The following is a 13,783-nucleotide window of genomic DNA, read 5'->3' as shown; positions in this document are numbered from 1 at the left end:
ACCCCTCGGCGCTCCAGCTATCGGCTCGCGGCGCCAACAACTTCTGACGCGCTCATGCGGTTACTGGCGCGGGGACCCGGGTGGCTGGCGCGGCGCGGATTGCGCCGCGCAGTCTACGCGGCGGGGGGCGGAGTGTTGCTGCCCGTGCTCGGGCGACGCGTGCGGTTGCGGCGGCGACGGCTGGGGCCGGTGCCGTCGTGGGTGCCCGCGCCCTCCGCGGTCTGGCGCGTCTCGGAGCGTGGTGAATCCGCGCGTGCGCCCTCTGCCCGGTTCGAGCCGGATGCGCCACCGCGGGTGCGGGTGCGGCTACGTGGGGCGCCATCGCGGTTGCCACTGCGGCTGGATCCGCCGCGCTCGCCGCTGCGACCGGACGCGGAGGCGTTGGCCGAGCGGGGCTCGCGCTCCTTGGCCGGGCCCGCGGTCTTGAGGCGACCCTTGGCATCCTCGGGGATTCCGAGGTCGGTGTAGAGGTGTGGCGACGATGAGTAGGTCTCGCGGGGCTCGGGCTGGCCCATGTCGAGCGCCTTGTTGATGAGCGACCATTTGTGCATGTCGTCCCAGTCGACGAAGGTCACGGCGATGCCGGTCTTGCCCGCCCGGCCGGTGCGGCCGACTCGGTGCAGGTAGGCGTCGTGGTCCTCAGGGATGGTGTGGTTGATCACGTGCGTGACGTCGTCGACGTCGATGCCTCGGGCCGCGACATCCGTGGCGATGAGGATATCTTTCTTGCCCGCCTTGAACGCGGCCATGGCACGCTCGCGCTGTTCCTGGTTGAGATCGCCGTGCACGGCAGCGGCGTTGAACCCGCGGTCGTTCAGTTCCTCGACGAGCTTGGCCGCCGCCCGCTTGGTGCGCGTGAAGATCACGGTCTTGCCGCGGCCCTCGGCCTGCAGGATGCGCGCGATGACCTCGTCTTTGTTGAGCGCGTGCGCCCGGTAGACGACGTGCCTGATGTTGGCCTGCGTGAGGCCCTCGTTGGGGTCTGTGGCGCGGATGTGGATGGGCTTGTTCATGAAGCGCCTGGCGAGCGCCACGATCGGACCCGGCATCGTGGCGGAGAACAGCATGGTGTGCCGGGTGGGCGAGGTCTGGGCGAACAGCTTCTCGATGTCGGAGAGGAAGCCGAGGTCGAGCATCTTGTCGGCCTCGTCGAGCACCATGACCTTGACGTTCTTCAGCGACAGCATGTGCTGGCTGGCGAGGTCGAGGAGGCGACCGGGCGTTCCGACGACGACCTGCGCTCCGGCCTTGAGCTGCTCGACCTGACCCTCGTAGGCCTTGCCGCCGTAGATCGCGACGACCTGCGTGGCGCGGTTCTTCGACGCCATCACGAGGTCCTCGGCGACCTGCACACACAGTTCCCTGGTCGGCACGACGACGAGTGCCTGCACGCCGGGCGCGGGGTCAGTGCCGAGCTCCTGCAGGAGAGGAAGACCGAAGCCGAGCGTCTTGCCCGTTCCGGTCTTCGCCTGGCCGATGACATCCTGGCCCGCGAGCCCCATGGGGATGGTCTGTGCCTGGATGGGGAACGGTTCGAGGATGCCGTGGTCGGCAAGCGCGTCGATCATGTCCTGGTCAATATTGAGTTCGGAGAATGTCAAAAGATTCAGTGCCCTTGTTTGCGTAGCGCGGATACGCCCGCTTTGTCCTGGGGCGTAGAACCTCCGTCAGAATGGGAGGCGATAGTGCCAGTTTAGTGGGCTTCACCTCTATACCCGCCTTAAACGCCGACGGGCGGCGCGCCCGTGCGGATCGTCACGGCTAGGCTGAGGCTCGTGGCTACCTGGTTCCGTCGTCGAAAAAAGCGAGTCGACGTGCCCCGCCTGCGATCGCGATCAGACGTGCAGAGCAACGTGAACCACGTGGCACTCGGCGAGCTCACTCCAGAGCTGATGCCGTTCCTCGGCCAGGCCGCCTACATCCAGCTCTCCATCTTCGAGGCGCTCACTCGCGCCATCGTCACGGCGCCAACCGCTGCGGCAAAGGAGGCGGTCAGCCGCGTCGCCGCGACCTCGCTCGCGAAGCACCACGGCCTGGTCGATGAGATCGAGCGTCAGGGCGGCACGGCCGGCGAGGCGATGGCCCCGTACAGCGAGCGAATTGACCACTACCGCAGGATCACGCAGGGAGACGACTGGTACGAGCTCGTCACCGCGTGCTACCTCACGGCGGGTATTCTCGATGACTTCTTCTTGAGTCTCGCCTCTGGGCTCCCGCAGGCCCCCGCCGACCGCATCGCCGGCGTGCTGTCCGAGGATGCGGGCGGCGACATCCTCGCGCGCGAACTCCACTCTGCGATCGACGCGAACCCGCGCCTGGCCTCACGACTCGCCGTCTGGGGCAGGCGCCTCGTCGGTGACACGCTGCTCGTCGCCCGCTCCGCGCTCGCGATGCCGCCATCCTCGGCGAGGGATGAGGAGAAACTCGAACCGGTGGTCACGGAGGTGATCGCCGCACACACTCGCCGCATGGACGGTCTCGGGCTCACTGCTTGATTCCCGTTTTGGGGGCAGACCGAGCAGTTGTCCCTCGGTGAAACGGGTAATAATCAAGGATGACCGGAATACAGGAGGCACCCCGGACCGAGCCAGTCGCTCGGCCTGGAAGCCGATCGATTTCGGTCAGGGTACGTATCCTCATCACGATTCTCGTGGTCTCCGCGGTTGGCCTCGCGGGCACCGGCGCCGCCTCGTACCTCGTGCAGCGACAGCGCGCGCTTGCCACCGTCGACACCCAGCTGTCAAACACCGTTGCTGCACTGAAGGCAGTCACAAAAGGCGCAGATTCGTCTGGTTCGTCGGTGAGCGACGTGCTTCGCACGGCAATGGAGCGACTGGTGCCTCCGGAGAACCAGGCGGTGCTCGGGCTTGTCAACTATGCGCCGGCCTTCACCCCGTCGTCGAAGCGGGCGTTCCAGATCCAGGATGACCCGGAACTCGTGAAACGGATCGTGGTCGAGGCGAGCACGACCAGCGTCGTTCGCGGCACGGCCAAGAGCACCATCGGTACGCTGCGCTACGTGATCATCCCGGTGAACGTGCGCGGGGATGACCAGCCCGGTCTCTACATCGCTGCGGTCAACCTGGATATCGTGCTGTCGGATGTCGCGCAGTCGTTCCAGGGCTTCCTCATCGTCGGACTTCTTGCCATCGTTCTCATCGGACTCGTTGCCTGGTTCGTGGCTGGCCGCCTGCTGCGACCGATCCGGCTTCTGCGCGATGCTGCCGCCGCGAACTCGGCAACAGACCTCTCCGCGCGCATCCCGGTCACCGGCAATGACGACATCTCCGAGCTCACCGTCACGATCAACGGCATGTTCGAGCGGCTCGAAGACTCTTTCGCGAGCCAGCGGCGCCTGATCGATGACGTGCGACACGAACTGAAGACTCCCATCACGATCGTCCGAGGCAACCTTGAGCTGCTCGACTCCTCAGACAGCGCGGATGTCGACGCGGTTCGCTCCGTCGCGCTGGACGAGCTCGGTCGAATGAGCTCGATGGTGTCAGAGCTCTCGCTCCTCGCAGAATCCCGGACGCCGGATTTCGTCGAACTGGCACCAGTGGACGTGGGCGATTTCACGGCTGCGGTCGCAATCAAGGTGCGCGCGCTGGATCCCGCGCGGGCCTGGCCGGTCATGGTCGGTTCGAGCGGCACAGCGATGATCGACGTGCGGCGGCTGACCCAGGCGTGGCTGCAGCTGGCAGACAACGCGGCGAAGTATGCGACGAAGGACACCCCGATCTCGGTCGGAAGTGACATCGGGCCCGATGGCGGCGTGGAGTGGCTGTACCTGTGGGTGCGCGACAGTGGCCCCGGCATCCCGCCTCGCGCGCACGCGCGCGTCTTCGAGCGCTTCGGTCGGCTCGAGACGAATCGCGGCGCGTCCGGGTCCGGGCTTGGGCTGGCAATCGTGATGGCAATCGCCGAAGCCCACGGTGGAACTGTGCTGCTCTCGAGCGATGTGGGCAGAGGCTCTACCTTCACCATCCGGGTTCCGATGAACAGGCCGTCGGTGCCCGACCGGCCCGCGCGGGTGCGAACGGTGAGGGGTGGACAATGACCAGGATCCTGATCGCCGAGGACGAGACGCGGATCTCCGCGTTCGTTGAGCGCGGACTGAAGGCGGCCGGGTACCTCGCGCACGTCGTCGCTGACGGTGGCGAGGCACTGGCCGAGGCCCGATCGGGCGCGTACGATCTGATGATCCTGGACGTCGGGCTGCCGACCCTCGACGGGTTCGAGGTGCTCGAAGCACTGCGGGTGGGCGGTGATTCCATCGTCGTCATCATGCTGACCGCGCGCGATTCGACCGCGGACGCCGTGCGCGGGCTCGAGGGCGGCGCAAGCGACTACCTGGCCAAGCCGTTCGGATTCGACGAACTGCTCGCGCGAATCCGTCTGAGGCTGCGAAGCCAGCAGCCCGAGGCGGCTGGCACCGTTCAGGCGCTCGGGCTCGAGCTCGACGTGAGAACGCGAAGGATCAGCGTGAATGGAGAGCAGCACGATCTCTCCGCGCGAGAGTTCGCGCTCGCGGAGGAGTTTCTGCGGCATCCCGAGCAGGTGCTCAGTCGCGAGCAACTGCTCAGCCGCGTGTGGGGATTCGACTTCGACCCGGCATCCAATGTCGTCGAGGTGTACGTGCGCTACCTGCGCGGCAAGATCGGGGCGGATCGGATCGAGAACGTTCGCGGAGCCGGATATCGGTTGAGGAGTCGGCCGGTAGCACAGCGCTCCATTCAGGCCTGATCTCGGCAGCCCGGTACTCGCCGGAGGATTTTGTCTGGGACTCCTAACCCGAATAGGAGTCCCAGACCGTAGCTGCTCGCACGATGTGCGCGCAGAGTCTGGTGAGGGCTACTGCCGTGGGCCTTTGGTGGGGTGATCCTTAGCCGGGCCGGGCTGGCCTGGGTTGCCGTGGGCATTTCCTGAATCGCTGGCGTTCTGGCTGCCGACGTTCTGGCTGCCGACGTTCTGGCCGCCGACATTCTGGCCGCCGACATTGACGCTCCGGGGACTGGGCATTTCTTCCTGGTCGCCTCGGCCGGGTTTGTCGTCACCCGGCTCGCCCGGGTTCGCGCTGTTGCCCCGGAGGCCCTGGCTGCCGTGGCCGTTGTCGGTATTTCCGTTTCCGGATATACCAGCGTTGCCCTTGCCATTGCTCGTGTTGCCGTTGCCCGCGATTCCACCGTTGCCGGTTCCCGGTACGTGCGTGCCGGTGTTCCGCGTGGGGTCGCCCGTGTTCGGCACGGTATCCGACGTCTGGTCGGTGCTGTCAGCGGGGGCAGTACGCAGGCTGATCGCTGCGGCGGGGAGCACGGTCTCGATTGAGCCGTCCTTCGCAGCGAGAGCAAGAAGGTTGAGGCGAGCGGTCTTGCCGATCTCTGTAGCGGGTGCTTCCCCGATACCCTGCACCCGAAGCACGGTACCGGGGGCATCCGCCACCAGAGTCGCGCCGCTGGCGGCAATTGCCCCTCCAGCGGCGATGACGAGCCCGAAGAGTCCTGCCGCCCCCGCGACAGCTACTCTCGAGCTGATCCCCATTTTCTTGCTCCCCGTTTTGCGTTTCCCCAAATTGCCGCTGGCTCTATAGTGCACCAGCAGAATGAGGAGGAATCGAGAACAGAATGAGAGAGTTCTTATTGACGCGAGAGGCCGCTCATGCCTTGCTGAGGGACTCGAGCATCCGCTCGTCAGATGCCGTGCGTCGCCTGCCGAGAACCAGCGTGACGGCGATCGCGACGACGGCGGGAAGCACGAGACTCACGACCCAGATCCATCCGCCGTCGAACTTCCACCCGAGCCAGGTGAGCGCCGCCCACGCGATTGCCGCAACTGCACCGCCGAGAGCGGGCAGAAGGAGCACGCCGTAGCTGTGCCTGCGCGGGAGGACGTACCGCAGTCCGCCCGCGATCACGACCCCGCCGAGGGTGACGAACAGGAGTTCCATGCTCAGGCGACGAAGCCGACGCGCCTGGTGGCCTCAGAACCGATCTCGATGTAGCCGAAGGACTCGAGCGGGACGAGATACACGCTGCCCTTGTCGTCGGTCAGCTTGAAGAACTTCGCGGAGGACTCGAGGGCGTCTGAGACGACCTTCTCGATCTCGCTGGCGGCCTGCGCCGACTCGAAGCTGATCTCACGGGGGCTGTTGATGATGCCAATGCGAATGTCCACGTGCCCAGATTACGACAAAGCCGAGTGCGAGTTCTGGCGCGTTCGCTGTCAGCGGTCACGCGCGACGGCTCCCCCGTGGATTATGGCGCTCGCGGGCCCGTGGCAGCCCGCACTGTCGGGGGCAGCCGATAGCTTTGACGCATGACGGCATCCGGGTTCCTGCGCAGCGACGCGTACGAGGCCCCTGGTGGTGACGGCCGCGAGGCGCCAGTCGTGCTCGACGACGCCCAGCGCGCCGTACTTGAGCTGGCGGATGACGCCTCCGCCGTCGTTCTCGGGGCACCGGGCACGGGCAAGACCACGACCCTCGCCGAGTTCGTGGCCGACCGGGTGGAGCGTGCCGGTTTCGCGCCGGAGCAACTGCTCGTGCTCACCTCCTCCCGGGGCACCGCAACCCGGCTGCGCGATCGCCTCGCGCTCCGGCTCGGCCTGCCCACCAACGGCCCGCTCGCGCGCACGGTGAACTCGCTCGCCTTCGACATCGTCGGCCACGCGGCGAGGATCGCGGGCACGGAATCCCCACAGCTGGTCACGGGCGGCGAGCAGGACAGCGACCTCAGTCAGTTGCTCGCCGGCCAGCTCGAAGACGGTACGGGGCCGGAGTGGCCGGAGCATCTCTCCCCAGAGGTGCGGAGACTGCGCGGTTTTCGCACGGAGCTCCGTGAACTCATGGCCCGCGCGACGGAGTTCGGCGTGACACCCCCGCAACTGCGCGCGCTCGGCATCGAACACGGCAGGCCGGAGTGGGTCGCCTCGGCGGACTTCATCGCGGAGTATCTCGCGGTGATCAGCAGCTCTCGTCCGCACCAGCTCGACTCCGCGGAGCTCGTGCAGTTCGCCGTCACAGCGCTGGCCGGGAACGACCCGGGTGCCACCGTCGGGCGACTGCGTCTCGTGGTGGTGGATGACCTGCAGGAGGCACCGCGCTCCACCATGCTGCTGCTGCGCGCGCTCGCCGCCCGTGGCATCGCGATCGTCGGCTTCGGCGATCCGGATGTCGCGGCCAACGCGTTCCGCGGCGGAGAACCGGATGCCCTCGGCCGGCTCGGCAGCGTGCTCGGAGTTCCCGCGCTCGTCCCCCTCACCCTGCACCACAACTATCGCTCCGGCACCGTACTCACCGAGTTCACCGGGCGGATCACCGAGCGCATCGGCACCGCGGGCGTCGTCGGCCATCGCGCGGTGGTGGCCGCGGGTGCGGAGCCCGACGAGGGTGCCGCCATCCGCTCCATCCAGGCTGCGACTCCCGCCCGCGAATGGCTCGCCATCGCGCACCAGCTTCGTGAATGGCACCTCGTGCGTGGCCTCGACTGGAGTGACATGGTCGTCGTCGCCCGCAGCGGGGCGCAGGTCCCGGTGATCGCTCGGGCGCTCGCGCTCGCCGAGGTTCCGACTCGCACCGCGGTGGGCGGCAGCGCCCTACGCGACGACCACGCGGCCAGGGGGCTCCTCACCGTGATCGACGTGGCCATCGGCCGCGCGCCGCTCACCCCCGAGATCGCGAGCGAACTGCTGCTCGGGCCATTCGGCGGACTCGACCGACTCGCCCTGCGCCGCGTTCGACTCGCCCTGCGGGCGGAGGAGATCGCGGGCGGCGGCAACCGCGCCAGCGACGAGCTGCTCGTCGAGGCGCTCTCCGCCCCCGGCCGCTTCGCCACGATCGATGCCCGCGTCGGCCGCAACGCCGAGCGGATGTCCGCAACGCTCGCCGCCGTCGCCGCCGCGTTCGAGGCGGGCGGCACGATCGAGGAACTGCTCTGGCTCGCCTGGGAACGCAGCGGACTCGCGGGATCGTGGCGCGACCAGGCGCTCAGTGCGGGCATCACCGCTGCCGAGGCGAACCGCAACCTCGACGGCGTCGTCGCCCTGTTCACCGCGGCGAAGCGGTTCGTCGAGCGTCAGCCCGGCACGGCCGCCACGGTGTTCCTCGACCAGGTGCTCGACGCGGAGGTGCCCGAAGACACCCTCTCGCCGCAGTCGCAGGCCGACACCGTGCTCGTCGCGACCCCGGCGGGCACCATCGGCCTCGAGTTCGACGTCGTCGTGGTTGCCGCGCTGCAGGAGGGCGTGTGGCCGAACCTTCGCCTGCGCGGCTCCCTGCTCTATCCGCAGCAGCTCGTGCGGGTGATGGGCGGCCTCGGCGGGGTGGAGATCGACGAGAGACGGCAGGTGCGGGATGACGAACTGCGAATGTTCGCGCTCGCGGTCTCGCGCGCTCGCAGGCAGGTCATCCTCGCGGCCGTCGCCAACGAAGACGAGATGGCGAGCGTGTTGTTCGCGCTCGCCCCGGAAGCCGAGCCGGTCAACGTGGCGAAGCTGCATCCGCTGTCTCTGCGCGAACTCACCGGCAGGCTGCGCAGGGAGCTCACGCAGTCGAAAGCCAGCGCGGAGGATCGCAGGGCCGCTGCATCCGCTCTCGCCACACTCGCTCAGGAGAAGGTGCCCGGTGCGGATCCCGCACAGTGGCACGGACTGCTCGAGCCCTCGACCACCGAGCCGCTGTTCCTCGAGGACGAGCGGGTGCGCGTCTCTCCGTCGAAGCTCGAGGCCTTCGAGCAATCGGCGCTCGACTGGTTCATCGACTCCGTCTCCGGCACCCAGTCGTCGACCGCCATGGGGCTCGGTACGATCGTGCACTGGGCGATGGAGACGGCGACGGATCCGGCGGTGGACGCGATCTGGAACTCGATCGAGAGCCGCTGGAGAGAGCTCGTGTTCGAGTCGTCGTGGCTCGAGGAGCAGCAGAAGCGGGCGGCGCGCATCCTCGCGGGTGGCGTCGCGGAGTATCTCGCGGACTTTGTCAGGGATGACAAGCAGCTCATCGCCGCCGAGCGACGCTTCGAACTGGAACTCGGACGGGCCACCGTCAACGGCTCGATCGACAGGATCGAACGGAACGTCGATGGTGCGGTCGTCATCGTCGACCTCAAGACCGGCACCCCGATCACGACTCAGAAGACGATCGACGACAATGCACAGCTCGGCGTCTACCAGCTCGCCTACGCAGAGGGCCTGCTCGACGAACTGCTCGACGGGCTCGGCGAGCATCACGGCGGGGGCGCGAAGCTGCTTTACGTGAAGAAGGGTCTGCGCTCCAAGCTGTATCGGGAGGGCATCCAGGCACCGCTCGACGAGGACCAGCTCGAGGGATTTCGCGAGCGGATTCGGCAGGCGGCCATCGGAATGGCGCAGGCCGCGTTCGATGGCGAGATCGACCTCGATCGGTGGAGCTCCTTCGATGTGGCCAGCAGACGGCTGCACCGGGTGAGGGCGGTGAGCAGTGACTGACGCCACCCCTACCTCTCCGAGTGTGAGCGCGCACGACATCGCGGATGCCATCCACAGGCCCCGCCCCACGGCAGAACAGTGTGCCGTCATCGAGTCACCACTCGCACCCGCTCTCGTCATCGCCGGAGCCGGGAGCGGCAAGACGGAGACGATGGCGAACCGCGTCCTCTGGCTGCTCGCCAACGGCACGGTGAGTGCGGGCGAGATTCTCGGCCTCACCTTCACGCGCAAGGCCGCCGGGGAGCTCTCCGCGCGCATCCGCGAACGCATGGGACAGCTGCACGAGGCCGGCCTCATGCCCGGCGAGTACGACGAGTTCGATCCGCCCGTCGTCGCCACCTACAACTCCTTCTCCAACACGATCTATCGCGACAACGCGATCCTGCTCGGGCGGGAGAGCGACGGCGCGGTGCTCGGCGAGGCGTCCGCCTGGCAGCTCGCCCGATCGATCGTGGTACACGCGAACGACGATCGGCTGCCCGGTCTCGAGCGCAACGTCGACGCCGTGACGCGGGCCGTGATCGCGCTCAGCCACGCGCTCAGCGAGAATGTCGTGGATGCCGCCGAGGTGCACACGATGGCGGAGCGCTTCGCCGCGCTCGCCGATCTGCCCGCGGGCGGCAGGGGAGAGTTCGCAGACGCCGTCTCGCTCGCCGGCACCGTGGGCTCCCTTCCCGTGCTGCTCGATCTCGCTCAAGCCTTCGCCGACGCGAAGCGTCGTCGCGGATTCATCGAGTACTCCGACCAGGTCGCCCTCGCGCTCGAGATCGTGCGCACCATGCCGACGGTCGCAGACGAGTACCGTGACCGCTTCAGGGTGGTGCTGCTCGACGAGTACCAGGACACGAGCGTCGTTCAGACCTGGCTTCTCTCTGAGCTGTTCGCCGGGCATCCTGTGATGGCCGTCGGCGACCCCAACCAGTCGATCTACGGATGGCGCGGGGCCAGTGCCGCGAACCTCGAGGCCTTCGCACGTCAGTTCAGTGCGGGCCAGTTCACTGCAGTCCCGACTGTCGGTGACCCAGCCGATGAGGTGCAGCAGTTTACCCTCGCGACGAGCTGGCGCAACGGCCACGACATCCTCGCCGTCGCGAACGCGCTGGTTCAGCCGCTCGCGGCCGTGACGCGGGTGGGCGTCGAAAGATTGCGGGCGGCGCCAACGGCCACGGATCGCCGCGTCGACGTGGTGTACGAAGAGACGCTGCCCGAGGAGGCGCGTGCCGCGGCGCTGTGGCTGAAGCAGCGACTCGACGTCCCGAGAACCAACGAGCAGCCCACCGCGGCGATGCTGTTCCGTGCCCGCAAGACCCAGCCCGCGTTCATCGAGGCGCTGCGCGAGTTCGACGTGCCATATCACGTGCTCGGCATCGGTGGCCTCATGGCCGAGCCCGAGATCGCTGACCTCGTCAGCGCGCTCGCCGTCGTCAATGATCCAACCGCGGGCTCGGAGCTCGTGCGACTCCTCGCCGGCTCCCGCTGGCGTCTCGGGGTGCGCGACCTGCACGCGCTCAGCCGCCTCGCCTCCTGGCTGCGCGATCGCGACCTGTCGCAGCAGCGCCTCTCCGACGAGGTGAGAGAACGGATGCGCGCTTCGGTTGCCGAGGGGGAGGGCGGCTCGGTCGTCGACGCCCTCGACTTCCTCGCCACCGCCCGCGACGGGCACAGCGCACTCGCCGCATTCAGTGAGACGGGCCTCGCGCGGCTGCGCGATGCCGCAGCGACCTTCGCGAAACTCCGCTCGAGGCTCGGCCTCGACCTGCTCGACTTCGTCACCCTCGTGCAACAGGAGCTCATGCTCGACATCGAGGTCGCGGCCAACGAGACCCGCACCGGCGGAACCGCGAACATGGAGGCGTTCTTCGACGCGCTCAGCAGCTACCTCGTGGTCGACGACTCTGCGAGCCTCGGCGGGTTCCTCGGCTGGCTGCGCGAGGCCGAGTGGCGCGACGGTCTCGCGCCCAGGCCCGAGGATCCCGAACCCGGCACGGTGCAGCTGCTCACCATCCACGGCGCCAAGGGCCTCGAGTGGGATCACGTCGTCGTGCCACGGTTCGTGGAGAAGGAGCTGCCCGGCGCGCCAAGCGAGGGATTCAACGGGTGGCTGTCGTTCGGCAGCCTGCCATACGAGTTCCGCGGAGATGCTGCGGAACTGCCCGTGTTCGACTGGCGATCGGCGGGCACCCGTAAAGAGCTTCTGGACGAGCAGAAGCGGTTCAAGGACGAGGTGAAGGCGCGCCACGAACGCGAGGAACGCCGGCTCGCCTATGTCGCCGTCACGAGGGCTCGCCACTCGCTCCTGATGAGCGGGTCGTTCTGGGCGACCCAGACGACGTCGCGACAGCCCAGCCCCTTCCTCGCCGAACTGGCCGAGGCGGGAGTCATCGGCGCGCTACCCGAAACCAGCGAACACGAAGACAATCCGCTCGGCGACGAGGTCAGGCTCTTCTCCTGGCCGCGCGATCCCCTCGGCGACCGTCGGGCCGCCGTGGAGAATGCGGCCGAACTGGTGCGCGCGGCCATGCAGGAGAAGACGGTCGGCGTCACGGACGCCAGCCGGTGGTCGGACGAGTTGCGGCTGCTGTTGAAGGAGCGCAGGGCCAAGCTCGAGGCGAGCGGGCTGATTCCGCTTCCGAGTCGGGTACCCGCATCCCGTTTCAAGGACTTCGTCACGGATCCGGGGGCAGTCGCCGCATCGCTGCGCAGGCCCATGCCGGAGAAGCCCTACCGCGCCACGCGGCTCGGCACCCTGTTCCACAGCTGGGTCGAGCAGCGCTATGGTGCCGCTGGCTCCACCGAGACGATCGACGCCCTCGACATCGAGCTCGATGACCTGCTCGGGGCGAGCGACGCTCCCGTCGATGCGGAGCAGCTCGCGACGCTGCGCGAGACCTTCGAGCGCTCGGAGTTCGCGTCGCTCAAGCCCGCGGAGGTCGAGATCGAGATCCACCTGGTGCTGGATGACCGGGTCATCGTCTGCAAGCTGGACGCGGTCTTCCTCGTCGACGGCCGCTATCGCATCGTCGACTGGAAGACCGGCAAGGCCCCGAGAGACGCGGACGACCTGGAGGCGAAGCAGTTCCAGCTCGCGCTCTACCGGCAGGCCTTCGCCGAGTGGAAGGGCGTCGATCCGGAGCAGATCGACGCCGTGTTCTACTACGTGAGCGACGACACGATCATCCGCCCAGAGCGCATCTACTCCCGGGACGAACTCGTCGCGGCCTGGCGCGAGATCACTGCTAACTGACCTTCGCCACCACGTTCTGGCGGGCGATGATCGCGGCCCCGAGCGCCTCGATCGGCTCTCGTGCAGACACCGGGTTCGACAGCAGCGTGAAGTCGACATTGCCGAGGGGCGGCAGTTCGAACATCACGGGCAGCTGCGCGAGGTCGGGTGGGATCAGGCTCTGTGGGAACGGGGCAACGCCGATTCCGGCGCGCACCGCGGCGAGCACACCGTTGACCTCGCGCACGTTGCAGGTGATCCGCCAGGTGCGGCCACCCTCCTCCAGCGCGCGGATGGCGAGGGTGCGCGTGAGGCTCGGCGCGGGGTAAGTGACGAGCGGCACGGGCGCATCGAGGTCGAGCTGGAGGCTCTTATGGCCCACCCAGACCAGCCGATCGCGGCGCACGAGCCTGCCGCCGTCGGTGCCCGCTTCCTCCTTGATGAACACGAGATCGAGCTGCCCGGCGAGCAGTCGCCGGGTGAGGAAGCCGCTTTGGCCGACGGTGAGTTCAAGATTGATGTGCGGATAGAGCTGCCGGAAGTCCCGCAGGATCTGCGGCAGCTGGGTGAGGGCGAGGTCGTCGGCCGAGCCAAACCGCAGACGTCCGCGCATGGCCGACCCGGTGAAGTAGCTCGCGGCCTGGTCGTGCGCGGCCAGGATCGTGCGCGCGAAGCCGAGCAACGCGTCCCCGTTGTCGGTCAGGCGCACCTCGCGCGTGTCTCGAACGACGAGGTTGCGGCCCGCGGCGACCTCGAGTTTGCGGATGTGCTGGCTCACGGTCGGCTGGCTGAGCCCGAGTCGCGCGCCCGCGCCGGTGAAGCTCAGCGTCTCCGCGAGCGTGACGAAGGTTTTGAGCAGAATCGGGTCGAACATCCGCACCTCTCATTCGAAGGCTGAATAGAAGTATCTGCGCTTCAGGCTAATCGCCAATGATGGAATGTTCGAGCTGGGCGCAGTTCTGAGCTACAAGGTAGCGTTCGGAAATGGTGGATCATGCGGAGCGCAGGCTGTAGATGCAAGCGACGAGAAGGTGCGCCCAATGTCGTGCAAGACGCGGACTACGACCAATTGACTCTCGGCTGCGATGATCCGGGATC

10 protein-coding genes are annotated in these 13,783 nt (G+C 67.7%); 5 read left to right on the top strand and 5 right to left on the bottom strand.

Annotation, left to right across the window (positions count from 1 at the left end):
- Positions 1 to 113 precede the first annotated feature (113 nt).
- Entirely contained in the window at positions 114 to 1,601 is a 1,488-nt protein-coding gene (locus tag ABUA28_RS00125) for a DEAD/DEAH box helicase (RefSeq protein ID WP_349901707.1), read from the bottom strand.
- A 174-nt stretch (positions 1,602 to 1,775) separates the two neighbouring features.
- On the opposite strand from ABUA28_RS00125, the gene ABUA28_RS00120 reads away from it, so the two are divergent.
- The 3 genes from ABUA28_RS00120 to ABUA28_RS00110 all read left to right on the top strand — a co-directional run bounded on the left by ABUA28_RS00120 (position 1,776) and on the right by ABUA28_RS00110 (position 4,746).
- Positions 1,776 to 2,495 carry a ferritin-like fold-containing protein gene (locus ABUA28_RS00120; protein ID WP_349901706.1) on the top strand — a complete coding sequence of 240 codons (720 nt, stop codon included), beginning with the start codon at positions 1,776 to 1,778 and terminating at the stop codon, positions 2,493 to 2,495.
- Between the two features lie 155 nt (positions 2,496 to 2,650).
- A complete protein-coding gene (locus ABUA28_RS00115) occupies positions 2,651 to 4,060 on the top strand; it encodes a sensor histidine kinase (protein ID WP_349901705.1) in 1,410 nt (469 codons plus the stop codon).
- Entirely contained in the window at positions 4,057 to 4,746 is a 690-nt protein-coding gene (locus ABUA28_RS00110) for a response regulator transcription factor (protein WP_349901704.1), read from the top strand. The genes ABUA28_RS00115 and ABUA28_RS00110 overlap by 4 nt, the downstream gene beginning before the upstream one ends.
- 108 nt (positions 4,747 to 4,854) lie before the next feature.
- Here ABUA28_RS00110 and ABUA28_RS00105 read toward each other — a convergent pair whose 3' ends face one another.
- The 3 genes from ABUA28_RS00105 to ABUA28_RS00095 all read right to left on the bottom strand — a co-directional run bounded on the left by ABUA28_RS00105 (position 4,855) and on the right by ABUA28_RS00095 (position 6,174).
- Complete coding sequence (locus ABUA28_RS00105) at positions 4,855 to 5,541, bottom strand: hypothetical protein (RefSeq protein WP_349901703.1); 687 nt, start codon at positions 5,539 to 5,541, stop codon at positions 4,855 to 4,857.
- Positions 5,542 to 5,656: 115 nt separating this feature from the next.
- On the bottom strand, positions 5,657 to 5,947 hold the full coding sequence (locus ABUA28_RS00100; protein WP_349901702.1) for a hypothetical protein: 291 nt from the start codon (positions 5,945 to 5,947) through the stop codon (positions 5,657 to 5,659).
- A gap of 2 nt (positions 5,948 to 5,949) precedes the next feature.
- A complete protein-coding gene (locus tag ABUA28_RS00095; protein WP_349901701.1) occupies positions 5,950 to 6,174 on the bottom strand; it encodes a DUF3107 domain-containing protein in 225 nt (74 codons plus the stop codon).
- Positions 6,175 to 6,315: 141 nt separating this feature from the next.
- Here ABUA28_RS00095 and ABUA28_RS00090 point away from each other — a divergent pair, with 141 nt between their 5' ends.
- Both ABUA28_RS00090 and ABUA28_RS00085 read left to right on the top strand, forming a co-directional pair.
- Positions 6,316 to 9,462 carry an ATP-dependent helicase gene (locus ABUA28_RS00090; RefSeq protein WP_349901700.1) on the top strand — a complete coding sequence of 1,049 codons (3,147 nt, stop codon included), beginning with the start codon at positions 6,316 to 6,318 and terminating at the stop codon, positions 9,460 to 9,462.
- Entirely contained in the window at positions 9,455 to 12,706 is a 3,252-nt protein-coding gene (locus ABUA28_RS00085; protein WP_349901699.1) for an ATP-dependent helicase, read from the top strand. Before ABUA28_RS00090 ends, ABUA28_RS00085 begins: the two co-directional genes overlap by 8 nt.
- Here the strand turns inward: ABUA28_RS00085 and ABUA28_RS00080 are convergent.
- Positions 12,699 to 13,559, bottom strand: a complete 861-nt coding sequence (locus tag ABUA28_RS00080) for a LysR substrate-binding domain-containing protein (protein ID WP_349901698.1) — start codon at positions 13,557 to 13,559, stop codon at positions 12,699 to 12,701. The two genes, ABUA28_RS00085 and ABUA28_RS00080, sit on opposite strands and share 8 nt — an antisense overlap.
- Between the last annotated feature and the right edge of the window lie 224 nt (positions 13,560 to 13,783).

The organism is Parafrigoribacterium humi (assembly GCF_040227205.1).
GTDB lineage: Bacteria > Actinomycetota > Actinomycetes > Actinomycetales > Microbacteriaceae > Parafrigoribacterium_A > Parafrigoribacterium_A humi.
This window is presented reverse-complemented; position numbering and strand designations above follow the sequence as displayed.

What these genes read in the sequence shown, in the direction of transcription:
- ABUA28_RS00090 (WP_349901700.1), top strand. Translation starts at nt 6,316, where the DNA reads ATGACGGCATCCGGGTTCCTGCGCAGCGACGCGTACGAGGCCCCTGGT.
- ABUA28_RS00100 (WP_349901702.1), bottom strand. Translation starts at nt 5,947, where the DNA reads ATGGAACTCCTGTTCGTCACCCTCGGCGGGGTCGTGATCGCGGGCGGA.
- ABUA28_RS00080 (WP_349901698.1), bottom strand. Translation starts at nt 13,559, where the DNA reads ATGTTCGACCCGATTCTGCTCAAAACCTTCGTCACGCTCGCGGAGACG.
- ABUA28_RS00105 (WP_349901703.1), bottom strand. Translation starts at nt 5,541, where the DNA reads ATGGGGATCAGCTCGAGAGTAGCTGTCGCGGGGGCGGCAGGACTCTTC.
- ABUA28_RS00110 (WP_349901704.1), top strand. Translation starts at nt 4,057, where the DNA reads ATGACCAGGATCCTGATCGCCGAGGACGAGACGCGGATCTCCGCGTTC.